The 23,057-nt window shown below is 50.6% G+C and carries 19 protein-coding genes, 1 tRNA gene and 1 pseudogene; 17 read left to right on the top strand and 4 right to left on the bottom strand.

Annotated features, from left to right (window positions below; translation table 11 throughout):
• The first annotated feature begins 143 nt into the window (after positions 1 to 143).
• Together adhE and ABF463_RS07675 are read left to right on the top strand one after the other, a co-directional pair.
• Entirely contained in the window at positions 144 to 2,759 is a 2,616-nt protein-coding gene (adhE, locus tag ABF463_RS07670; RefSeq protein ID WP_415532999.1) for a bifunctional acetaldehyde-CoA/alcohol dehydrogenase, read from the top strand.
• Between the two features lie 250 nt (positions 2,760 to 3,009).
• Positions 3,010 to 4,416: an MATE family efflux transporter gene (locus ABF463_RS07675; RefSeq protein WP_415533000.1), complete on the top strand. Its 1,407-nt coding sequence runs from the start codon at positions 3,010 to 3,012 to the stop codon at positions 4,414 to 4,416.
• 41 nt (positions 4,417 to 4,457) lie between these two features.
• Here the strand turns inward: ABF463_RS07675 and ABF463_RS07680 are convergent, their stop codons facing one another.
• From ABF463_RS07680 to pepV, 4 genes are read right to left on the bottom strand one after another with little or no spacing between them, the layout of a single operon-like run.
• A complete protein-coding gene (locus ABF463_RS07680; RefSeq protein ID WP_415533002.1) occupies positions 4,458 to 4,931 on the bottom strand; it encodes a GNAT family N-acetyltransferase in 474 nt (157 codons plus the stop codon).
• Between the two features lie 46 nt (positions 4,932 to 4,977).
• Positions 4,978 to 5,805: a tRNA 2-thiocytidine biosynthesis TtcA family protein gene (locus ABF463_RS07685; protein ID WP_415533003.1), complete on the bottom strand. Its 828-nt coding sequence runs from the start codon at positions 5,803 to 5,805 to the stop codon at positions 4,978 to 4,980.
• Positions 5,806 to 5,823: 18 nt separating this feature from the next.
• On the bottom strand, positions 5,824 to 6,945 hold the full coding sequence (locus ABF463_RS07690) for a cysteine desulfurase family protein (protein ID WP_415533004.1): 1,122 nt from the start codon (positions 6,943 to 6,945) through the stop codon (positions 5,824 to 5,826).
• Positions 6,942 to 8,354 carry a dipeptidase PepV gene (gene pepV, locus ABF463_RS07695; RefSeq protein ID WP_415533005.1) on the bottom strand — a complete coding sequence of 471 codons (1,413 nt, stop codon included), beginning with the start codon at positions 8,352 to 8,354 and terminating at the stop codon, positions 6,942 to 6,944. Before pepV ends, ABF463_RS07690 begins: the two co-directional genes overlap by 4 nt.
• A 263-nt stretch (positions 8,355 to 8,617) precedes the next feature.
• On the opposite strand from pepV, the gene ruvC reads away from it, so the two are divergent.
• The 15 genes and pseudogenes from ruvC to tnpA all read left to right on the top strand — a co-directional run.
• On the top strand, positions 8,618 to 9,121 hold the full coding sequence (gene ruvC / locus ABF463_RS07700) for a crossover junction endodeoxyribonuclease RuvC (protein ID WP_415533006.1): 504 nt from the start codon (positions 8,618 to 8,620) through the stop codon (positions 9,119 to 9,121).
• Positions 9,122 to 9,130: 9 nt separating this feature from the next.
• Positions 9,131 to 9,730 (top strand): Holliday junction branch migration protein RuvA, encoded by a 600-nt coding sequence (gene ruvA, locus ABF463_RS07705; RefSeq protein ID WP_415533007.1) that lies wholly within the window; start codon positions 9,131 to 9,133, stop codon positions 9,728 to 9,730.
• Positions 9,731 to 9,776: 46 nt separating this feature from the next.
• The gene (ruvB, locus tag ABF463_RS07710; RefSeq protein ID WP_415533008.1) at positions 9,777 to 10,823 is read left to right on the top strand and encodes a Holliday junction branch migration DNA helicase RuvB; all 1,047 of its coding nucleotides are present in this window, start codon (positions 9,777 to 9,779) and stop codon (positions 10,821 to 10,823) included.
• A gap of 131 nt (positions 10,824 to 10,954) precedes the next feature.
• Positions 10,955 to 12,307, top strand: coding sequence for a phosphoglucosamine mutase (gene glmM / locus ABF463_RS07715; protein ID WP_415533009.1), 1,353 nt, complete (start codon positions 10,955 to 10,957; stop codon positions 12,305 to 12,307).
• Positions 12,308 to 12,312: 5 nt separating this feature from the next.
• Positions 12,313 to 13,170 (top strand): class I SAM-dependent methyltransferase, encoded by an 858-nt coding sequence (locus tag ABF463_RS07720; RefSeq protein WP_415533010.1) that lies wholly within the window; start codon positions 12,313 to 12,315, stop codon positions 13,168 to 13,170.
• A gap of 42 nt (positions 13,171 to 13,212) precedes the next feature.
• Positions 13,213 to 14,085: an energy-coupling factor transporter ATPase gene (locus ABF463_RS07725; RefSeq protein WP_415533011.1), complete on the top strand. Its 873-nt coding sequence runs from the start codon at positions 13,213 to 13,215 to the stop codon at positions 14,083 to 14,085.
• Positions 14,058 to 14,918 carry an energy-coupling factor transporter ATPase gene (locus tag ABF463_RS07730; RefSeq protein ID WP_415533012.1) on the top strand — a complete coding sequence of 287 codons (861 nt, stop codon included), beginning with the start codon at positions 14,058 to 14,060 and terminating at the stop codon, positions 14,916 to 14,918. Before ABF463_RS07725 ends, ABF463_RS07730 begins: the two co-directional genes overlap by 28 nt.
• On the top strand, positions 14,915 to 15,727 hold the full coding sequence (locus ABF463_RS07735; RefSeq protein WP_415533013.1) for an energy-coupling factor transporter transmembrane component T family protein: 813 nt from the start codon (positions 14,915 to 14,917) through the stop codon (positions 15,725 to 15,727). Before ABF463_RS07730 ends, ABF463_RS07735 begins: the two co-directional genes overlap by 4 nt.
• 48 nt (positions 15,728 to 15,775) lie before the next feature.
• Entirely contained in the window at positions 15,776 to 16,522 is a 747-nt protein-coding gene (gene truA, locus ABF463_RS07740) for a tRNA pseudouridine(38-40) synthase TruA (RefSeq protein ID WP_415533014.1), read from the top strand.
• Between the two features lie 92 nt (positions 16,523 to 16,614).
• Positions 16,615 to 17,826 (top strand): DUF5711 family protein, encoded by a 1,212-nt coding sequence (locus tag ABF463_RS07745; protein ID WP_415533015.1) that lies wholly within the window; start codon positions 16,615 to 16,617, stop codon positions 17,824 to 17,826.
• A 31-nt stretch (positions 17,827 to 17,857) separates the two neighbouring features.
• A complete protein-coding gene (locus tag ABF463_RS07750; protein WP_415533016.1) occupies positions 17,858 to 18,520 on the top strand; it encodes a CvpA family protein in 663 nt (220 codons plus the stop codon).
• 125 nt (positions 18,521 to 18,645) lie between these two features.
• The gene (locus tag ABF463_RS07755; RefSeq protein ID WP_415533017.1) at positions 18,646 to 19,212 is read left to right on the top strand and encodes a CDP-alcohol phosphatidyltransferase family protein; all 567 of its coding nucleotides are present in this window, start codon (positions 18,646 to 18,648) and stop codon (positions 19,210 to 19,212) included.
• A gap of 72 nt (positions 19,213 to 19,284) precedes the next feature.
• Positions 19,285 to 21,549: an AAA family ATPase gene (locus ABF463_RS07760; RefSeq protein WP_415533018.1), complete on the top strand. Its 2,265-nt coding sequence runs from the start codon at positions 19,285 to 19,287 to the stop codon at positions 21,547 to 21,549.
• 226 nt (positions 21,550 to 21,775) lie between these two features.
• Positions 21,776 to 21,857 (top strand) — tRNA-Leu (locus ABF463_RS07765).
• Between the two features lie 223 nt (positions 21,858 to 22,080).
• A pseudogene (tnpA, locus tag ABF463_RS07770) lies at positions 22,081 to 22,314 on the top strand (IS200/IS605 family transposase); the annotation flags it as partial.
• Positions 22,315 to 23,057 lie beyond the last annotated feature (743 nt).

The following is a 23,057-nucleotide window of genomic DNA, read 5'->3' on the forward strand; positions in this document are numbered from 1 at the left end:
CTATTATGTATAATGAATTTGAAAACTACGCTAATTTTATGTGAAATAGCCCGATTTGCACAAGAATGACTTGCAACTTGCAAAAATATATCGTATAATGATATTGATAAATATTTAACAATATTGCTTAAGGGGGCAATTTAATGGCAACCGAAACAAAAGCAGTAGCCCAGGAAGCGCAGAAACCCGACGTGAATCAAATGATTGACGATCTGGTCGCAAAAGCGCAAAAAGCTTTGGACGAGTTCTCCAAATTTAATCAGGAACAGGTTGACAAAATTGTGCATGCCATGGCGCTTGCCGCATTGGATAAGCACATGTATCTGGCAAAAATGGCGGTTGAAGAAACCAAACGCGGTGTCTACGAAGACAAAATTACCAAAAATATATTTGCCAGCGAATATATTTGGCATGATATCAAATATGCAAAGACAGTTGGCGTAGTCGACGAAAACGATATGGAAGACTACGTAGACATTGCAGAGCCAGTCGGTATCGTGGCTGGTGTCACGCCGGTTACTAACCCGACTTCCACCACGATTTTCAAATCGCTTATCTGCGCAAAGACCCGTAACCCCATTATCTTTGGTTTCCACCCAGCCGCACAGAAATGTTGCGCGGAAACTGCTCGTATCCTCAATGAAGCTGCTGTGGCTGCCGGCGCCCCCGACAACATCGTTCAGTTTATCAGTGAGCCTTCCATTGATGCGACCAACGCGTTGATGAACCACCCCGGCGTTGCCACGATTTTGGCGACCGGTGGACCCGGCATGGTGAAAGCGGCATACTCTTGCGGCAAACCTGCCTTGGGTGTTGGTCCTGGTAATGTTCCGTGCTACATTGAAAAATCTGCCAAGCTCCGTCGTGCCTGCCACGATCTCATTCTTTCCAAGACATTTGATAACGGCATGATCTGCGCTTCTGAGCAGGCCGCAATTGTCGATAAGGAAATCGCTGCCGATTTTGAAAAGATCATGAAAGATAACGGCTGCTATTTCACCAATCCGGAAGAGACCGCAAAGCTTTCAAAGTATGTCATCAACGATAGAATGTCGGTCAATCCTCCTGTCGTTGGCCAGTCTGCGGTTTGGATCGCGGAACAAGCCGGTATCAAAGTACCTGCCGATACAAAGATTCTTCTTGCTAAATTGGACAAAGTGGATTTCGATGTGCCTCTTGTGCATGAGAAACTTTCTCCGGTGTTGGGTTACTATATTGCCAGCAGTACGGAGGATGCTTTTAAAGCAGCTCTCCGTATGTTGGAAATCGGTGGCCTTGGCCACTCTGCCGCCATTCATTCCACTAACGATGAAATCATTCTGAAATATGGCGAAGACATGAAAGTTGGACGCGTGTTGGTAAACACACCGTCCTCTCAAGGTGGTATTGGTGACGTCTACAATGCCAATATTCCTTCCCTTACTCTTGGCTGCGGCTCCTATGGCCACAATTCTGTTTCTCAGAATGTCAGCGCTATCAACTTAATCAACAAAAAGCGCATTGCCAAGAGGAGAGTCAATATGCAGTGGTTTAAAGTACCGCCGAAGATTTACTTCGAGTTTGACGCAATTCAATATCTTGAAAAAATGCCGAATATCTCCCGTGCGATGATTGTCACCGATCCCGTCATGGTCAAACTTGGCAATGTGGAAAAAGTCCTGTATTATCTCCGCAAACGTCAGCAATACTGCCACAGCCAGATTTTTTCTGAAGTCGAGCCAGATCCGTCCTTTGAGACTGTTATGCGCGGCGTAGAAGCGATGAAGAAGTTTGAGCCAGATGTCATTATCGCACTTGGCGGCGGTTCTTCTATGGACGCAGCAAAGGGCATGTGGCTGTTCTATGAGCAACCGGATTTTGACTTTAAAGGCGCCCATGAGAAATTCATGGATATCCGCAAACGTGCATACCATTTCCCGGAACTCGGCAAAAAATGCCAAATGGTTGCAGTTCCCACCACATCCGGTACTGGCTCTGAAGTCACATCTTTTGCCGTTATCTCGGATAAAGTCAATAACTTCAAATATCCGCTGGCTGATTATGCACTTACCCCGAATGTCGCCATCATCGATCCTCAGTTCGTCATGACGATGCCGAAATCCACCACAGCAGATACCGGTTTGGATGTTTTGACCCATGCGATTGAAGCCTATGTGTCGGTTCTGGCCAACGATTATACCGATGGCTTGGCGCTCAAAGCAATTGAGATTGTCTTTAAATATCTGCCCCGTGCATATGCAGATGGTGCGAAAGATGCGGAAGCACGCATGAAGATGCACAATGCTTCCTGCATGGCTGGTATGGCGTTTACCAACGCATTCCTCGGCTTGAATCACTCGATGGCTCATAAACTTGGTGGCGAGTACCACATCCCGCACGGACGCGCAAATGCTATCCTTCTCCCCTACGTTGTTGCGTACAACGGCCAACCGAAACCGACGAAATATGCAATTTGGCCAAAATATGAGACCTATATTGCACCGCAGCGTTTCCAAGAAATCGCTCGTCACGTTGGTCTGAAAGCAAGTACTCCAGAAGAAGGCGTGGCTTCCCTCGTGAAAGCCATCCGCGATTTGATGAAGACTGTGAACGAACCAATGAGCATCCAAGCAACTGGTGTGCCTGAAAATGTATTTTTGGCGAACTTGGATTCTCTTTCTGACAAAGCGTTCTCCGATCAGTGCACAGGTGCCAACCCACGCCTGCCGCTTGTCAGCGAGATTGCCGAGCTTTATAAAGCTGCATATTACGGCAAATAATTTCCTCATAATCAACCCTGCTTATAGTGTGGGGTATGCATAACTTTTAAAAAACACGAGTCAGCGTTTAAAACGTTGGCTCGTGTTTTTTTATTGAAGATTTTGGAGATTGCGACAACATATTGTTCTGAGCAATCCTTCTTTATGTGAAAACGACATAATTTTCGGGTTGTGAATTCTTTTATATCGCCAGCTCTTTTTTTAAATCGTCGATTGTGTTAGAATAAACGGCGAAAGTGTGGCGAATCTTGTGCAAACAAAGAAATATCCATTTCTAAAATCTCGCATTTATCTGCGTAGTTTACTCCGACGGCACCTGTCCGGAGATTTTCTGGATTATCGACAGGTCATTGCTATTATTCTTCCCATCATGGTCGATCAGGCATTCGTATTCGGCAGCAATCTCATTAACACCGCCATGATTAGTTCCACCGGCGTAGCAGCGGTCAGTGCTGTCAACATGGTGGACTCCATCAATATTTTTCTGGTTTCCGTATTTGTTGCAGTTTCCACCGGTGGCACCGTGGTCGTCGCCCAATACAAGGGGCGGGGCGATAACGCAATGGTTTCCAAATCCGCCGCCGGTTCGGTCACATCGGTTTTCCTGTTTGCATTGGTCATCAGCACGCTGTTTCTGGTGCTGCATGGGCCAGTGCTTTCGGTGTTGTTTGGCACAGCTTCCCCCGATGTCATGGCGAATGCGCGCATCTATTTTATCGGGAGCTGCCTGTCCTACTGCGGGATTGCAGCGGAAGAAAGCGTGTGCGGCGCATTGAGAGGAATTGGGGAATCGCGCAGTGCACTTTCCCTATCACTCATTATGAATCTCTCATATGTTGGCTTTAACTTGTTATTTATCAACGCGCTGCATCTCGGCGTGCTTGGCATGGCGATTTCCGTCAACCTTTCCCGTTATCTGGGAGCAGCCTGTGCGCTGTTTTATCTCATACGAATCAATTTATCTCTGCGATTCCGCTGGCAGGATATGTTTCACGTCCAGTTTGCACTGGCAAAACGCATTCTGTTTATCGGTATTCCGTTTGCCGCAGAACAAATGTTTTTCAACGGTGGTAAAATCTTGACCCAGATTTTCATTGTTGGGTTAGGGACGTATTCCATCGCGGTAAATGCCATCTGTAACTCCGTGTTAGGCGTTATACAGATTCCTGGGAACGCGTTGCTGCTTTCCATTGTGACCGTGGTTGGACAGTGTATTGGCTACGGCAGCTTGAAAGACGCCAAAAAGTTTATCCGCAACTTTCTCTGGATTTCGTCAGCCTCCTATATTTTTACGGATATACTCACCATTCCCATACTGGCATCCATGTCTGTCCTGTTTCACGCGCCAGCGGCGATATTGCCTACAATCTCGCTCATCCTGTTTGTCAACGCGATTGCACAGATTCCAGCGTGGTCGCTCAGTTTTGTGCTGCCCTCGGCGTTGCGTGCAGCAGGCGACTCGAAATTCACATCAATCGTATCCATGCTTTCCATGTGGCTGTTTCGCCTTGGCGTCGGACTCCTGCTCGGGTTCGTATTGAAACTTGGTATTGCAGGGTTCTGGTTTGCAATGGATGCCGAATGGTTTGTACGCGGTATTATCTTCCTGCGCCGATTCCGGGGAAACAAATGGTATGCACATCATGTGATTGATTAAACAATCATGCATGACGGAAGGCGCCATACCCTTCAGTACGTTTACACAGGCCGCTCTTTCTGATAATACACCAGTGTCAAACGGCCGTTTACGACCTCCGTCTCGCCAGTCAGCCGATAACCAGACTTTTCATAGCAACGGCGGTTAAGCGGCAAATCCTTCGGACAATCCAGCGTCCATCTTTGGACATTTCCATGCAGTTGCTCCGCCATTGCCAGTACAGCCTGCCCGAGGCCTTTTCCTTGAAACATTGGCAGAACATACAATATTCCAACGTGATACCAGTTGTGTTCTCTTTTAATCAAGAACAATCCCCCAACACGCCTTTTATTCCAGACAATGGCATAATAGAACCCATGCTCATATTGAATACGCAAGCACATCTGTTCAATGGACTGTTTATAAGGACTTTTGATATCCCGATACCGTTGATAATGCGCAGCAAAGCACTTCCTTTGCATGCGGAGCATTTCTTCTGCATCTGCTGCACCTACTTTGACCAAATGAAGATTCAATGCCGCACCCCCTTATGCCGGCATAAACATTTTTTAAAAAGGCATTCTATTCCCCGTATTCATCCAAAAAGCTGTGGCGTTTGCCATTTTGCCGCCAGCCGATGATGGCATCCAGATTGACATTGTGCATACTGCGGAAGATGTTCGTGTCGATAACCGGGCTGGTCTGCCGGAATTTCTTGACAAGCGCTTTCATCTCCTGCCGTTTGGAGCCGCCGCCGTTATCGCCCAGCACACAATTCTCTGTAAAGCGGCAGGCACACTGAATAAAAGACAGCGCATTATACTGCCGCCACGCGATGATATCGGCCTCCCGCACCATGTACATCGGGCGTATGAGTTCCATACCCGGAAAATGTGCGCTGTGCAGTTTGGGCATCATGGTCTTCAGTTCGCCGCTGTACAGCATACTCATCAGCACGGTTTCGATCGCATCGTCAAAATGGTGCGCCAGTGCAATTTTATTACAACCCAATTCCTGCGCCTGTTTGTACAGGTGACCGCGCCGCATTTTGGCGCAAAGGTAACAGGGCGATGTGTCCACTTCCGCCACAATATCAAAAATCTGTGTTTCAAACAGATGAATCGGAATCTGCATGGCGTCCGCGTTGTCCAATATGCGCTGGCGATTAATGGCGTTGTATCCAGGGTCCATCACCAGATATTCCGCAGTGAACGGCACTTCGCTGTGGCGGGCAAGCAATTGAAAACATTTTGCCATGCACATGGAATCCTTGCCACCCGAAATACAGACGGCCACGTGGTCGCCCTCTTGAATCAGATTGTATTCCTTGATGCTTTGTATAAATCGAATCCAGATTTCTTTGCGGTATTTTTTCTGAATGCTTCGCTCGACTTGTTCGTAAAATTCCATGGTTTTGACCATTCCTGTTTATTGATACAGCGTGCGCTTGCATTTGCCAAACGCCGCCAAAAAGGCTTCAATTTCTTCCGCGGTGGTAAGATGGCTCAAACTGATACGCAAAGTAGACAGCGCGGCCTTTTTGTCTTTGGTGAGTGCGAAGACGGGACGCGATACTGTGCCAGGCGCACAGCAAGCCGATTTGGTGGACAGACAGATGTCCTGTTCGGCCAATGCCTGCTGCATTTTTTCCGCACGTACACCCGGCAGGCTGATATTCAAAATATAGGGAACAGCGCAAGTCGTGCTGTTGATCCGTATATCCGGGTCAGCCGCCAGTGCCTGGCGAAGCCGCCGATTGAGCGATTCCACATACGTTATGCGGGTTTCCCGCTCTCGCAGAGCCAACGAAAGTGCCGTTGCCGTCGCGGCGATATGCGGCAAGGCAGGCGTACCGCTGCGAAACGGTGTAGTGCTGATACCGCCGTCAATCAGCGGCGTGAGCAACACGGATTCCCGCCGCAAAAGCACACCCGAACCAATCAGTCCATAAAATTTGTGCGGCGCAAAAGTGATGAGGTCGGCGTCTTTTAGAGAAACAGGCAGTTTGCCCGCCGCCTGTGCCGCATCCACATGGAATACACAGTGCGGATAATCCATCAGAATTTCCTTGATTTCGGCAACCGGCTGACGCAGTCCAACTTCGCTGTCCACCATACAGACCGAAACCAATACCGTGTCTTTGCGCAATTTGGCTCTTAAATCTGCCAGATCGACCTGACCCTCCGGCGTAAGATTGAGGTATTCGATTTCATAGCCTTCCTGCGTCAGAGCGGCAAGCGCGCCGGTAACCGAAGAATGTTCCAGCCAAGTACTCAGGATATGCTTGCCGCGCATCCGATACTGATGTGCCGCACCCTTGATGGCGAGATTGTTGCTCTCACTTGCACCCGACGTGTAGATGATTTCGGTTTCCTTCGCGTCCACCAGTGCAGCGATTTCCCGTGTTGCCGCGTCCAACCGCTCTTTCGCCGTCAGACCGAGCGGATGCGGTGAACTGGGATTCGCCGTATAGTCCCGCGTGGTGTCACAAAAGGTCTGCAAAACTGTTTCATCTGCCGGAGTGTGGGCGGCATAGTCTAAATAAATCATCCGCCCACTTCTCCGCACAGGTCAATTATGGCCTGCGTATATATTTTGGCGGCGGTCAGCAGTTCGTCTACAACGGCGAATTCATCCGCGCCATGCATCCGGTTGTCAGTCTCCGGCATCGAACACCCAAACGCCACGCCGTTTTGCAGCTCATGCACATACGTACCGCCCCCCGTCGCCATGCATTCCCCTTTGCGGCCGGTGTACTGCTCATAGCACTTGAGCAACGTGCGCACAAACGGCGTATCACCCGGCACATGATGTGCAGGTGCAAAATCCTGCCGCAAGCTAAAACCCGCCGTTTCAAATTGCTTTTGCAAGACATTCTGCAAGTTTTCTTCAGTTGCGCAAAGTGGCGCGCGGCAGTCAAACACACCGGACATGCCGTTTTCATCCACATGCAACATGTTCAAGCTGATGGTCAGCGCTCCGGATGCATCATCTGCCTGTGCTACGCCTGCAGCGTGACCAACCGTATCCCCGTGTGGGAACAGCTTTGCCAGCGCGCACAGTTTGTCTGCACCGTCGCTTTTTGCCAAAGGCAGTGCAGCCAGTAAAGAAAGTAATGCAGTCAATGCATTATTCCCCTGCTCCGGCGTGGATGCGTGAGCGGACTTGCCTTTGACGGTGATCTCCACCCCGTCTTTCCCAGAACCGACCGTAAACTGCGCGCCGGTCTGCTCTTCTGCCTGCCTGAGGAAAGGAACCAATTTTTCCGGCGCAAGGCCTTCCACCACCGCCTTGGCAACGTCGTGCACTACGTTTTCCTTTACGCCTGCATCCATTTGTTTTACGCGCGGCAATGTATCGTTTCGTGAAAACGTCGCGGAAAGCGTCCCGACCAACCGCGCTTTTTCGATATTGATCACTGGAAAAGACGCGTCCGGCGAAAACGTCATCGGATCTTCCTTTTCCTTGCTATAATAATAGGCAATATCCGCGCTGCCGCATTCTTCATCGGTTCCAACAATCAGGCGCACATTTTTTTGCAAAGATACGCCAAGATCCTTTACCGCTTTCAGCGCATAAAGTGCAACAACGGCAGGGCCTTTGTCATCCGACGTACCGCGCCCGTACAATTTTCCGTCCTGAATAACCGGGGCAAATGGCTGCGTGACCGTCCAGTCGTTCCCCGCCGGCACAACATCCAGATGCGCGAGGATAGCAAGTTGCGTTTGTTTCGTATTGAAATCCACCGTGCCAATATAGTTCTCATAATTTTTGGTGCGAAATCCCATGCTTTCCGCCAGGTGGAGCATTTCCTCTAGCGCCGCCACCGGGCCCTCACCAAATGGTTTGCCGGGCAGAGCCTCCCCCTTGTCACTCTTGATGCGCACAACGCGGCATATATCATCGAGCAGCGTCTGCTTCTGCGCCGCAAAATAGGCCTCAATGCGTGATTGTTCCATGTGTTTCTCCTGCCTTCCGCCATATACGCATGGCCATTTCATATCCTTAGTATTATAGACCAAGAATAGGGGGCTTTCAACACCCGAGGACGGACACACAACAAAAAATGCGTGGGCCAGATGAATATATAGCCGCTTCTGTAGGCAAATCCGAATGTCGGCTTGCCCGCAGGAGCCGCATATGCTATAATAAAATGCAATATTAAGTTGATTTTTTGCAACTGTATGCGCCAATAAAACGTCAAACCCGCGCGGAGGACAATATGGTCATTTTGGGGATAGACCCCGGTTACGCTATCGTGGGATATGGTGCGATAAGGTACGAACAGAACCGCTATACCGTTCTGGAATACGGCGCCATCCGTACACACGCGAAAACACCTTTTCCCGAGCGGTTGGCGCAGATTCACGATGGAATGCGGGAACTTTTTCACGTTTGCAAGCCCGATGCGATGGCGGTAGAAGAGCTTTTTTTTAATACCAACACGACCACGGCCATTGCTGTAGCGGAAGCGCGAGGCGTGATTGTTCTTTCGGCCGAGCAGGCGCACGTCTCCATTGCGGAATATACGCCATTACAAGTTAAACAGGCAGTTGTGGGCTATGGGCGTGCGGAAAAGGCACAAGTAATGGAACTGACGCGGATGCTGCTCAACCTGCGCGAAGTGCCAAAGCCAGACGATACCGCAGATGCCTTGGCAATCGCTATCTGTCACGCCAACAGCGCAGGCTCTCGCCTGGGCGCGCTCTACCAACAAGGACGGTGACATACGAACTTGATTTATAGTTTAAACGGCACGCTCACCCATACAGAACCGGGCGTAGCCGTCATTTCGTGCGGAGGGGTCGGGTTCAAGTGCCTGACCACTTCGAATACATTGAATACGCTCCCGCCACAGGGAAAAGATACTTTTTTATACACGCACCTAAACGTGCGGGAGGATGCACTTGACCTGTTTGGTTTTGCCACTGAGCAGGAGTTACACTGTTTTCGGTTACTCATCGGTGTATCCGGTGTCGGGCCAAAAGCGGCGCTCTCCATTTTGTCGCAAACCACACCCGCGCAGTTTGCTTTTTCCGTGGCATCCGGGGATGCCAAAGCGCTTACCCGCGCACCGGGTATCGGCAACAAGACCGCCCAGCGTATTGTGCTGGAATTGAAAGATAAAATCAGCGGCGAGCAAGCTGCCTCTTCCCTACTGGAAGGAGCGCCTGCACCGGTTGTTTCCGGCGGCAATGCGGCGGAAGCTGTAAGCGCACTGGTTGTTCTCGGCTATTCCAACGCGGAAGCAATGGGGGCTGTGGGCCAATGCAATTCTGCGCTTTCTGTGGAAGATATGATCCGGCAGGCTCTGCGTTTGCTTGCAAGAGCATAACGACAGCATTTGTGCCGTGTGCACGCATTAGAACAAGGAATAAAACATGGAATCGGATTTTGAGAACCGCATCGTGACACCGGACTATACTGCGGAGGATGCGGAGGCAGAACAAAATTTGCGCCCCCGCACACTGGAAGATTATACCGGGCAGGAAAAAGTCAAAGAAAATCTGAAGATTTTCATCGAAGCGGCCAAAAAACGTGGAGAAGCACTCGATCATGTGTTGCTTTACGGCCCGCCAGGGCTGGGTAAAACCACGCTTGCGGGCGTCATCGCCAATGAAATGGGGGTGAATCTGCGCGTCACCTCCGGCCCAGCCATTGAAAAGCAGGGCGATCTGGCCGCGCTGTTGACCAACCTTGCCCCGCACGATATTTTGTTTATCGACGAAGTTCACCGCCTATCGCGCAGTGTGGAGGAAGTGCTCTACCCGGCCATGGAAGATTACGCGCTGGACATCATCCTCGGCAAAGGTCCGTCCGCACGCTCCATACGGCTGGATTTACCGCGTTTCACACTTATAGGCGCGACAACGCGTGCGGGGCAGCTCACTTCCCCTCTGCGCGACAGATTCGGTGTCTTAATGCGTTTGCAGCTTTATACCAAAGAGGAACTGTGCGGCATTATTACCCGCAGTGCTGGCATTTTGCAAATTGACTGCGATCCGGAAGGCGCACTTGAGATTGCCGGGCGGGCGCGCGGCACGCCGCGTGTCGCCAACCGCCTGCTACGGCGGGTGCGCGATTTTGCGCAGGTTATGGGAACCGGCGTTATTACGCACAAAGCTGCCAAACTGGCGCTTGACCGGCTGGAGGTTGACGCGCTGGGGTTGGATGCCACCGACCGTCGGATGCTGCGGGTGCTCATTCAGCACTACGGCGGCGGTCCGGCCGGTCTGGAAACATTGGCGGCGGCGATGGGTGAAGAGGCTGTCACGCTTGAGGATGTGTGCGAACCCTACCTGATGCAGATCGGCTTCCTGATGCGCACCCCGCGCGGACGGATGGCAACTGCGGCGGCCTATACCCATTTGGGGATGAACCCGCCACAAACGCCGCCGCCAGATCCGCAGCAGCAATCCTTTTTATAAGCAAACCGTGGATTTGTAAAAAACACAGCATCTCCAGAGAAAAACAACTGCATAGAATAAAATAAAGAATGAGCGTAACGGGCGTCGTTACCCGTCACCTTTTGATTGCTTGAAAGGCGGTACAACAAAACATGGGCAGACTTTTTGGAACCGACGGTGTGCGCGGCGTAGCCGGCACGGAACTGGACTGTGCACTTGCCATGAACCTCGGCCGCGCGGCGGCTTTGGTGTTAACGGAGGCAATGCATCATCGACCGCGCATCCTCATCGGCACCGACACACGCGTTTCAGCGGACATGCTGGAAAGCGCCTTAGCTGCCGGGTTTTGCTCCGTAGGCGCGGATGTTCTCCTGCTCGGCGTGGTTCCCACTCCGGCGGTAGCCTACCTGGTACAGAAATATGAGGCCGACGCGGGCGCGGTGATTTCCGCCTCGCATAACCCCATGGAATATAACGGGATCAAGTTGTTCAACAGCGAAGGCTATAAGCTGTCGGATGAACTGGAAGAAGAAATCGAAGCCATCCTGCTGGACGGCGCAACGGTTCCTCCGCAAAAAGATGGCGACGGTATTGGGCGAATTTCGCATTCCAAAGACGCTGCCGCCGATTATATCCGCCACCTGCTCGGCCTGGTGGAAACAGATTTTTCGGGTTTACGTATCGCGGTGGATTGTGCCAACGGCGCGGCCAGTGTGACGGCTCCTTTGCTGTTTGCGGCACTTGGTGCGGAATGTGACATTCTCAGTGCCAACCCAAACGGCACCAATATCAACGACCGTTGCGGCTCTACGCATTTAGAACAGCTACAGCAGTTTGTACTGAAAAACCACTGTGATCTGGGCGTAGCTTTTGACGGAGACGCCGACCGCTGTTTGGCGGTAGATGAGACCGGCTCCATCATCGACGGCGATAAATTGATTGCTATTTTTTCTCATGACATGAAGCAGCGGGGCATCCTGCCGGAAAATACCGCGGTTGTAACAGTTCTCTCTAACCTTGGCTTTTTCCGTTTTGCAGAATCAAACGGCATCCATGTGGAAACTACCAAGGTGGGTGACCGCTATGTTCTCGAATCCATGCGTGCCCACGGCTACGCAGTTGGCGGTGAGCAGTCCGGACACATTATCTTTTTACATGACGCAACCACCGGTGATGGCCAATTGACGGCTATCCGACTCATCAACGCACTCAAAAATGCGGGTTGCAAGGCGTCCGAATTGGCTGCCGTCATGCCAACCTATCCGCAAGTGATGGTCAATGTGAAGGTCTGCGCTGACGGTAAGACCCGCCTTTCGGCAGACACGGCAGTTTCCGCCGCTGTTCAGAAGGCGGAAGCGGCTCTGGCCGGCGACGGTCGTGTATTGGTACGCGCTTCCGGCACCGAGCCGCTCATCCGCGTGATGGTAGAGGGCAAGGATATCCACACAATCGAAAAACTGGCAGGCAGCATCGCCGACATTGTCAAGACCCGAATGGGGGCATAGACAACATGCGTGTAGCCGATGGCTGGAAAGAATACACGGTATTGGACACCTCGGACGGAGAAAAGCTGGAACGTTGGGCAGACTATACCTTAATCCGTCCTGACCCACAGGTCATTTGGAACACCCCGCGCGGCGACGCATGGCGCCATGCAGACGGACATTATCACCGGTCCAAGGCGGGTGGCGGATACTGGGAAGCCAATCTGCCTGATCAGTGGCAGATCTCATATAGCGACCTAAAGTTTCTGCTCAAGCCGATGGGCTTCAAACACACTGGGCTGTTTCCTGAACAGGCCGTGAACTGGGAGTGGATGCGTCAAACCATTCAACATGCTGGACGGCCCATCAAGGTTCTCAACCTGTTTGCCTATACCGGCGGCGCGACAGTGGCTTGCGCTGCCGCAGGTGCGCAGGTGACCCATGTGGATGCGGCAAAAGGCATGGTCGCGTGGGCTAAAGAGAACGCCGCACTTTCCGGGTTGACAGATAAACCGGTTCGTTATCTTGTGGATGACTGCGGCAAATTTGTCGCCCGTGAAATACGGCGCGGCAACCGGTACGATGCCATCTTGATGGACCCGCCGTCCTACGGACGCGGCCCCGGGGGCGAGATCTGGAAACTGGAACAGACGCTTTTTGATCTACTCAAACAAACAGCAGAACTGCTCTCGGACAACCCCCTCTTTTTCCTGCTAAACTCCTACACCACCGGTCTGTCGCCTTCGGTCATGGCGTATATGCTGGGGGTTACAGCGGCTAAAGGACGCGGCGGGCGGCTGGAAGCTGACGAAATCGGTTTGCCGGTACAGGAAAGCGGACTGGTGCTTCCCTGCGGCGCGACCGCGCTCCTCTCCTTTGCATAACGCGGCCGTACACGAAAACAGCGCAAAGGCGGTGCATCCGATATGGAAAACATCATAGACGTTCAAAACATTTCTTATTCTTATTCGGTCGATGAGACACGGCGTGTGCAAGCCCTGCATAATATCAGCTTGCAAGTGCCGCGAGGTCAATTCCTTGCCATCCTTGGGCACAACGGGTCCGGAAAATCCACTTTGTCCAAACATTTCAACGCCATTTTGCTGCCGGAGTCCGGCGAAGTACGCGCCATGGGTATTGATACGCGGGATGAAGCACATCTGTACGATATCCGCCGACACATCGGCATGGTATTCCAAAACCCTGACAACCAGATTGTCGCCACCATTGTAGAAGAAGATGTGGCGTTTGCATTGGAAAATATGGGCGTGCCGACAGCAGAAATCCGCCGCCGGGTGGACGAAGCTCTAAAAGCCGTCGGTATGTATGATTTTCGCAAGCGTCCGCCACACCATCTGTCCGGCGGGCAGAAGCAACGGGTCGCTATCGCCGGTGTACTGGCGATGCAGCCGGACTGCATTGTGCTGGATGAGCCAACCGCCATGCTGGACCCGCGTGGACGACGGGAAGTACTCGCCACTTTGCAGAATCTGCACGCACAGGGTGTGACCGTAGTGCTCATCACCCACTTTATGGATGAAGCGGTGCAGACCGATCGTGTGGTCGTGATGGAGCGCGGAGACATCATTCTCGACGGCGCACCCAGAGAGGTCTTCAGCAACATTTCCCTGCTTCAGTCGGTCGGGCTGGATGTGCCGCAGACTGCCGAGTTGTCACATGAACTGGAAAAATGCGGCATAAAGCTGCCTCGGGGGCTTCTTACCGTCAACGAACTTGCCGACGCGCTCGCCGGCTTGCTGGAGGGATCGCATTGCCCATCATCCAAATCGAACATGTAACCTACAAATACGGCACCGGTACCCCATTTGAACAGACCGCCCTGGACGATGTTACCCTTTGCATGGAAAAAGGGGAATTCATCGGCGTAATCGGGCACACCGGTTCCGGCAAATCGACGCTGCTCCAGCACCTTAACGGTCTGCTCAAACCCACCAGCGGCCGCGTATTCATTGACGGGCAGGATATCTGGGATAAAAATTCCAACAAACGCGCTTTACGCTTTAAAGTTGGTTTGGTGTTTCAATATCCGGAATACCAGCTGTTTGAAGAAACCGTTTACAAAGACATTGCGTTCGGCCCCCGCAACATGGGGCTGGATGAAGCGGAAATTGACGCACGCGTTCGGGAAGCGGCGTCCTTTGTCGGCGTGGAACCCGGATGGCTGGAGCAATCCCCCTTTGCCCTTTCCGGCGGACAAAAACGCCGCGTTGCCATCGCCGGTGTGCTGGCCATGCGCCCCAGTGTGCTAATTCTGGACGAACCTGCCGCCGGCCTGGACCCGCGCGGTCGTGAATCCATCTTGGAACGCATTCGCGATTACCAGCGCAAACAAGGCAACACAGTGTTGCTTGTTTCCCACAGTATGGAAGACATCGCCCGGCTGGCCACCCGCGTGCTGGTGATGGATAAAGGCAAAGCCATCCTGTGCGATACCGTCCCCGCCACCTTCGCCCGCTCGCGCGAACTCTTGGAAATGGGACTGGACGTACCACAGATCACCCGCGTATTCCTGCGCCTGAAAGAGCTGGGGTATCCGGTACGGGATACCGTTTATACGGTAGAACAGGGCAAGGCAGAAATCCTGCGGGTACTCAAGGAGGCGCGTAGATGATACGGGACATCACCATTGGGCAGTATTTTCCCGGCGAATCGGTCGTGCACCGAATGGACCCGCGCATGAAAATCCTGCTGTCGTTATTCTATATGGCCACGCTGTTCACGGCGCAGAGCGCTGTCGGGTTGGCAATCGCCGCCGTGTTTATCCTGGTGGTCACGGCACTGGCACATATTCCAATTAAAATGCTGCTCAACGGTATCAAGCCGCTTGTGATTGTTATCCTGATTGCCGGGGTTGTCAATATGTTTTATGTGCCGGGTCATGCCTTGGCACATATTTGGATTTTCACCCTCACGCGTGAGGGCATTGCTACGGCTGCCTTTATGTCTGCCCGGGTTATTTTTCTCATCATCGGCGCATCCATGCTGACTTACACCACGTCGCCCATTCTGCTGACCGACGGTTTGGAGGTCATGCTGGCCCCGCTTGCCAAAATCAAACTGCCGGTGCATGAACTATCCATGATGATGACCATTGCCCTGCGGTTTATTCCCACCCTGACTGAAGAAACAGAAAAGATCATGCAGGCCCAAAAGGCACGCGGTGCGGATTTTGAAAGCGGTAACCTGTTGAGGCGTGTTAAGGCATTGCTGCCTATTCTCATTCCGCTGTTCGTGTCGGCGTTCCGGCGGGCAGACGAGTTGGCGCTGGCAATGGACTGCCGCTGTTATCAAGGCGGTCAGGGCCGCACCCGCCTGCATATTCTGCGCTTTACCGGGAGGGATTACGCGGCGGCGGCCGTCACCACTCTGCTGTTCGGCTGTGTACTGTATCTGAACTTTATCCTGCCGCATATCATTTGAACGATTTCGTGAACGATTTCGGCAGCATTTGAAAAAGGAGGGCGGGCGATGCGCAATCTGCTGTTATACTTGCGTTTTGACGGCACAGCCTACCACGGCTGGCAAGTACAGAAAAACAGTGTGACCGTGCAGCAGACCTTGCAGGATGCACTGGAAACCATCCTGCGTCAGCGTCCTCCGGTGACTGGTTGCAGCCGCACCGACGCAGGGGTGCACGCCCGCTCCTATGCCTGCAATTTTCACACGGAACATACCATTCCCTCTGAGAATCTTGTCCGTGCACTCAATGCCTGTCTGCCGGGTGATATCGCAGTTCTGTCTTGCAGGGAAGTCCCCTCCTCTTTCCATGCGCGTTACAGTGCGCTTGAAAAAGAGTATCTGTATCAAATCTGGAACGCACCGGTACGTGATCCGTTTCAGCGCGGGCGGATGCTGCATGTTCCCTGCCCGCTTGATGACGCCGCCATGGACAAAGCCGCCCGTTATTTTCTTGGTCGGCATGATTTTGCATCGTTCCGTGCGGCGGGCAGTTCTGTGACCGACACCGTGCGCACTATCTCCTGCTCGCAGGTACGGCGGGAAAAAGAACAAGTGTTTTTTCGTGTGCGCGGCAATGGATTTCTGTATAACATGGTGCGTATTATGGTTGGAACATTGCTATATACCGCACAGGGCAAACTCCAGCCCGTGGATATTCCTGCTGTGATCGATTCGCTTGACCGCGCTGCGGCAGGCCCGACTGCGCCGGCCCACGGGCTTTACCTCAACCGTATACTGTATGATGAAGCAACATGACCGACAGCATAAATAGCGCGAGCCCACTGCAATATGGTATACTATAGATACGGGTGCGACATGACGCCGGCGCCAAAACGGGAGGACAGGACGTGAAAACTACTGACGACAAATATGAAAACACGGTAACCGACCGGCTGGTTTTCTATAAAGATCTACGTGAGGCGCGTCGCCGCCATATTACACGGCGGCGGCGGCGGGTTCTCTTGTTTCTGGTCGCGCTGATTCTCGCGTTGTTGATTTATGTCAACTGGGATAATATTTTCCCAGCGGAAGCAACCGAGGCCATTCAAAATTTCTTCACCAGTTCTTCTTCCAACCGTTTTCCCGTCAGCCTGCCCAGCGGCGATTTCAAAGGCGCTGCCGCTATGGGTAACAACCTTGGTGTCTTGACCGACACAGCTTTCTTCCTGTATTCCAGTGCCGGAACGCAGCTCGCCTGGCGTCAGCACGGTATGAATAACCCGCAAATTTCCGCTTCCAGTGGACGGTCACTGCTCTATGACCGGGGCGGAAAACAATTTCGGGTAGAACGGCGCTTTGACGAGCCTGTCTCTGCAAATGCTTCCAATCCCATCGTTTCAGGCAGCATGGGGGCAACCGGGAATTTTGCTCTTGTGAGTGAGTCCAGTGCGTATCTGGGCGAGCTGACGGTCTATGATGCACAAGGAAAATCCATTTTTCATTGGTACGATACAGCAGGTCGCATCCTGTGTGCGGCGCTCAGCCCCGACGGCTCATCGGTTGCCGCTATTGAGATCGGCGCCCAGAATGGCGGCATTTCCTCCACTGTAGATGTGTTTCGTCTGGGAAGCACAAAGCCGGTGAGCAAAAAGCGTGTGGACGGTACGTTGCTATTTTCTATACAGTATAACAGCAACGGGCGTATCACCGCGGTAGGCGATAACCAGACCCTGTATTTAGACGGCAGCGGTAAACAGACTGGAAGTTATGCCTATGGAACCAGGCAACTTTCTTGTTATAGTAACAGCGGTGGTTCCACAGTGCTGGTTTTCAATCATTATGAAAATGAAACCGCCGCTTCTCTTTTGGTGCCTCTAATCGCGGGTGATCAGGTTCTCTCTGCCAAACCCGTCAGTATTACGGATAACATTGACTCGGTTTACGCAGGTCAATCCGGCATTGTTGCACTTTCTTCCAACCTTATCTGGATGGGAGACGCTAATGGCAAGCCAATCTCTGTGACAAACGCCGCCGGTGATAAATTGGCCGCTGTGATGCAGAAAAACAACGATTTTATTTTTGGACTGCAAAACATTTACCATTATCCGGTTAAAAAATGACTTGTATCATCCCGCTGCGAAAGGATTTTTTATGAGCGTTCTGCTGGACGTGCTCACTGTGTTGATTATCTTAGCAACCATTTGGCTATCCTACAGGAGGGGCTTTCTGTACACAGTCATTGGGCTTGTTGGGTATGTATTGGCTGTTTTCGCTGCCATAGCGCTCAGCGTGCCTCTCGGTTCCTGGATCTACACCCATCTGTTGCAAAATATTATGCTTGCACATGTGAAAAATTATCTTGCCGGACATACGCTGTCTTCTTTAACAGAACAATTCGGCCAGTCCATCCAGCAATTCGCCCCGGGGCTGAATCTGAACAGCTTGTTTCAGCAGGGAACCGGGCAACTGGAAAACGCGGCCATGCAAGCCGTGATACAGCCGATAGGCATGTCCATCGGGCGCGGGATTGCATTTATCATCCTGTTCTTTTTGTTCATAACGGCCGTGCATATCTTTGAGAACCTATCTTTAGGAATTTCCCGCGTACCCGTCCTCGGCGCACTTAACCGGATCGGAGGCGCTGTCCTTGGCATCGTGAAGGCATTCTTAATGCTATTTGTGATCTGCACCCTGATTTCCGCACTGTTACCCATACTAAATGTTTCGAATTTTCCCATTACAACTGCTGTGATCGATCAAACCTCCGTTTTTAAATATTTCTATCAGTCAAATCCCTTTGCAAAAATATTGTGAAAACGATAAGAGTGTGATATGATAGGTTAAATCCAACGCTACACAGCGGCGCCCGCGTCCTTTTCGGTGATGAAAACGGCGCGGGCGAAATCATATGGAGCGTATAAGGGGCGGAGGTGTCAAAAATGACAAAACACGGGTCGTTTAAAACGTTTGGAATTCCCAATTGGCTTTCTGTATTGCGCCTTGCACTCATTCCTGTTTTTATTGTGGTCTTTTTTTCTCCGCATGCGCATGGCGGTCTTATTGCTGCTGCGATTCTGGGCATCTCCGGCTTGACGGATGTCTTGGACGGCATCATCGCCCGCCATTTCCACATGACGACAGACCTGGGGAAAATCCTTGATCCGTTTGCCGATAAACTAACGCAGGCGACCGTTTGTGTCTGTCTGGTAGTGGGCCAGGTGGCACCGTGGTGGTTGTTTGTCATTTTTGTAGCCGAAGCACTGATGATTATTGCCGGCGCCCGGATGTTGCATACGGGCAAAACGCTTTCCGGCGCAAAATGGTTCGGCAAACTTGGTACGGTCGTGTTTTATGTGGTGATGGTTTCCATCATCGTTTTCCGACCGAACCGTGGCATTACCGATATTTTAATCGGTATCAGCCTTTTATTCATGCTTTTTTCATTTATTATGTATATACCTGTATTTGTAAAGCTTGCATCAAAGAAAGGTCGTAACAACGACTAATCTGCAATCCTATCCGCACAGCACAGTCGATCTCAGGCAAATACTTCCCCGTGGGGTTAAAAGGAGAAAATTATGTATTGTTCTCGTTGCAAAAAACGTATCGCCGTCGTGTTCATCACCCGCGTGGAAAATGGCAAGACCATCAATGACGGTCTTTGTATTCAGTGCGCGCGTGAACTTGGTATTAAACCTGTTAATGATTTGGTGGAAAAAATGGGTGTATCGGATGAAGATCTTGAAAACATGGGCAGTGAGCTGGAAAATCTGATTGCTGGCAGCGCTACTGACGGAGAAGCCGCCAGCGGTTCCCCGTCCTCGCCTTTTCCATTTTTAGAAAATCTGTTTCAAGGAACCAATCAAGGAAATAACGGTTCCGGTAATGAAAAGACACGGGAGCCCAAGGTACATGAAAACAAAGCCGTTAAGCACAAATATCTGGATAGCTATTGCATCAACTTGACTGGTAAAGCCGAAGACGGGAAAATTGACCGCATCGTAGGCCGCGAACGCGAAATCTATCGGGTGGAGCAGATTTTATGCAGACGCACTAAAAACAATCCTTGCCTCATCGGTGAGCCAGGCGTTGGTAAAACCGCCATTGCAGAAGGACTGGCGCTGAAAATTGCGTCCGGTGATATTCCGCCAAGGCTGGCAGATCGCGAGCTCTATCTGCTGGATTTGACAGCTCTTGTGGCCGGTACACAATTTCGTGGGCAATTTGAAGGGCGCATCAAGGGCTTGATTGACGAAGTCAAAAAGGCCGGTAACATCATCCTTTTCATTGATGAAGTGCACAATTTGGTAGGTACGGGGGATGCTGAAGGTTCCATGAACGCCGCAAACATTCTCAAACCCGCTCTGTCTCGTGGGGAAATCCAGGTCATCGGAGCAACGACCTTCGATGAATATCGGAAATACATCGAAAAGGACGCGGCACTTGAACGCAGGTTCCAACCTGTCAAGGTATTAGAACCATCCTTGGAAGAAACACTGGAAGTGCTTAAAGGGATCAGAGACTATTATGAGCGCTTCCACGGTGTACGTATCCCCGAGGAAATTTTAGAGCGTATTGTCACATTTTCGGAACGGTATATTACCGACCGATTCCTTCCTGATAAAGCCATCGACCTTTTGGATGAATCTTGCTCATGCTCGGCTCTGCGCAACAAAGCCGCATCCGAATTGTCGGGCGTCGAACGTGAATTAACTACGCTTAAAGCACAAGAAGAACAGCTCATGCAAACCGAGGGCCAGGATATCTACAAACAACTGGCCGATGTAAAGAGCGAGGAATGCCGCTTGTTAGCAAAAGCGCAGGGCCTGCGTGATGCCGCTGGTGATGTTGCCGTAACAGAAGATGACCTTGCCTATGTTATTGAGCTTTGGACCGGCATTCCAGCCTCCCGTATACGGGAACAGGAACTTAAACGTTTATCTACCTTAGAGGACACCCTCAAAGAGAAGATCATCGGTCAAGATGAAGCAGTAAAAGCTGTTTCTCTTGCAATTCGTCGCAGCCGTGTACAAATCAGCCCGCGCCGCCGCCCGGCTTCCTTTATTTTCGTCGGCCCGACTGGCGTTGGCAAGACCGAACTGGTCAAAGTACTTGCCGCCGAATTGTTTGATCAGCCTGATTCCCTGATTCGACTGGACATGTCGGAATTTATGGAAAAGCATTCGGTTTCCCGCATTATCGGAGCACCTCCGGGATATGTCGGATATGACGAGGCCGGACAACTTACTGAAAAAGTACGCCGCAAACCCTATTCAGTCATTTTGATGGATGAAATTGAAAAGGCACATCCTGATGTATTGAATATTTTGCTGCAGATTTTGGACGACGGCCATGTGACCGATTCACATGGGCGCAAGGTCAATTTTGAAAACACTGTCATCGTAATGACTTCAAATGCCGGTTCAGACAAAAAAACCAATTCGCTTGGTTTTAATCGAGAACCAAATGTTGTTGCAAAAGAACGCGCACACAAGGCACTGGCTGATTTCCTACGTCCTGAATTTTTAAGCCGTATTGACGAAATTGTGGTCTTCCGCCCGCTTACAGAAGATGATTTCGGCCTTATCACAGGCTTGATGCTGAATGAGCTCAAAACATCACTCGCACAAAAAAGTATGGATCTGCTCTGGGACGATGCTCTGATTGCCGCGCTGGTCAAAAAATCAATCGGCGGCAAATTTGGTGCTCGTGATTTGCGACGTAATGTGCGCCGCGAGGTGGAGGATAAAATTGCTGAGTTGTTGGTGACATTCTGTGATCGGCAGATTAAAACATTCAATTTTTCTGCTGAGGGCGATACCATCACAGCCACAGCTATTTAATTGGTATCTGAAAGTATCTGGCGGAGCAGGCCGTGTACGCCACATCGATGTATGTTTACTCCGATTTGAGAAACCGTTTTTCATATGGCACCTTATCCCCCCGACACGTTCCCACAAAGCAAACAGGCAAGACATATCGTTGTCTTGCCTGTTTGCTTTGTGGGAAATTATAGACAAACTGTTGACATCCCGCAAATAGATGTGCTATCATAACTGACGTGACTACGCGGGAGTGGCGGAATGGCAGACGCGCCGGTCTTAGGAGCCGGTACTTCGGTATGTGGGTTCAAGTCCCATCTCCCGCACCAAACTGGTAGGTAAATATTGGTATAAGATCGCACTAATATTTACTGAAAATAAGAATCACATCTTTCGGGGTGTGATTCTTTCTTATTGTTGCCGAACAGGCAAGATACACCCACCAGTTGAACTGGGGGTGGGTAAAACCTTATGGGACACAGAAAAAACCGCCTATGCTACACAAATGAAGGTCTGACAACCAACGCAAGGAAGCTTGGGAGGTTTCTGTCAATGGATGACGTAAAAAGTTTATCACATAGTAAATGGAGATACAAATACCATATCGTGTTTGCCCCGAAATATCGTCGACAAATAATATATCGCAAAATCAGGGCGGACATAGGGAAAATTTTACGAGAATTGAGTGAACGCAAGGGTGTGGAAATAATAGAGGCAGAATGCTGCCCTAACCATATTCATATGTTGGTTGCGATACCTCCTCACTTGAGCATAGTCAGTTATATGGATTAATTATTAAACATTGCCGGAGAAATCATCCTCAAGCATTTTTCAACTGTGTCCTTGAATAAATCCTTTATGAGGTTTTGGACGCCCTCCATGCTCTTGCATTTCTTGGATAGCAGTCTTGCCAATTCACGTTATTCGTTACACATAATGATAACATCTCCTTGAAGGTATCATTTTGTAATCCAGATAGTCAATGAGTTCGACCTAACATGACTACGCACATATTTTTATGGGCATTCAAGCAACAAAAAAATGTAGGATTTTGGAATACGCCTTGCTATTTAGAGATATTAGAAATACTATATAAAATATTTCCAAAAAGATTGTTCACAAAATACATACAAATTATGTGTTGAATATTACACAAATATGGTAAAATTATTCTATTCCCTCGTTACATAGTAATAATGCGACATAGGAAAAAGCAAATGAAAAAGAAGGTAATAACAAGACTACAATTAGCAATTCGTCTTTTGATGGCACAAAACGCGGGTATGTGTGACTTTCCAGCTCTGCAACTGCCATGATGGGGTAATATGCATCGTAGCGGCATCCAGTACACCGGTTTATGCGGGTGCGGATGTGGGGTTTTTTTGATTGCAAAATGGATATTATTGACTTATGGGGACAATACAATGAAGCACCGAATTATACTGTTAATTTCTATTTCAGTTTTGATAATTGTTGCTGTATTAATACTGAAATTCAATTTCTTTCTCTCGAAAACAAATCTAAACAAG

The organism is Ethanoligenens sp., from assembly GCF_047718355.1.
Taxonomy (GTDB): Bacteria; Bacillota; Clostridia; order Oscillospirales; family Ethanoligenentaceae; genus Ethanoligenens.

What these genes read in the sequence shown, in the direction of transcription:
- adhE (WP_415532999.1), top strand. Translation starts at nt 144, where the DNA reads ATGGCAACCGAAACAAAAGCAGTAGCCCAGGAAGCGCAGAAACCCGAC.
- ABF463_RS07685 (WP_415533003.1), bottom strand. Translation starts at nt 5,805, where the DNA reads ATGGAATTTTACGAACAAGTCGAGCGAAGCATTCAGAAAAAATACCGC.
- ABF463_RS07690 (WP_415533004.1), bottom strand. Translation starts at nt 6,945, where the DNA reads ATGATTTATTTAGACTATGCCGCCCACACTCCGGCAGATGAAACAGTT.
- pepV (WP_415533005.1), bottom strand. Translation starts at nt 8,354, where the DNA reads ATGGAACAATCACGCATTGAGGCCTATTTTGCGGCGCAGAAGCAGACG.
- ruvC (WP_415533006.1), top strand. Translation starts at nt 8,618, where the DNA reads ATGGTCATTTTGGGGATAGACCCCGGTTACGCTATCGTGGGATATGGT.
- ruvB (WP_415533008.1), top strand. Translation starts at nt 9,777, where the DNA reads ATGGAATCGGATTTTGAGAACCGCATCGTGACACCGGACTATACTGCG.
- glmM (WP_415533009.1), top strand. Translation starts at nt 10,955, where the DNA reads ATGGGCAGACTTTTTGGAACCGACGGTGTGCGCGGCGTAGCCGGCACG.
- ABF463_RS07720 (WP_415533010.1), top strand. Translation starts at nt 12,313, where the DNA reads ATGCGTGTAGCCGATGGCTGGAAAGAATACACGGTATTGGACACCTCG.
- ABF463_RS07725 (WP_415533011.1), top strand. Translation starts at nt 13,213, where the DNA reads ATGGAAAACATCATAGACGTTCAAAACATTTCTTATTCTTATTCGGTC.
- ABF463_RS07735 (WP_415533013.1), top strand. Translation starts at nt 14,915, where the DNA reads ATGATACGGGACATCACCATTGGGCAGTATTTTCCCGGCGAATCGGTC.
- truA (WP_415533014.1), top strand. Translation starts at nt 15,776, where the DNA reads ATGCGCAATCTGCTGTTATACTTGCGTTTTGACGGCACAGCCTACCAC.
- ABF463_RS07750 (WP_415533016.1), top strand. Translation starts at nt 17,858, where the DNA reads ATGAGCGTTCTGCTGGACGTGCTCACTGTGTTGATTATCTTAGCAACC.
- ABF463_RS07755 (WP_415533017.1), top strand. Translation starts at nt 18,646, where the DNA reads ATGACAAAACACGGGTCGTTTAAAACGTTTGGAATTCCCAATTGGCTT.
- ABF463_RS07760 (WP_415533018.1), top strand. Translation starts at nt 19,285, where the DNA reads ATGTATTGTTCTCGTTGCAAAAAACGTATCGCCGTCGTGTTCATCACC.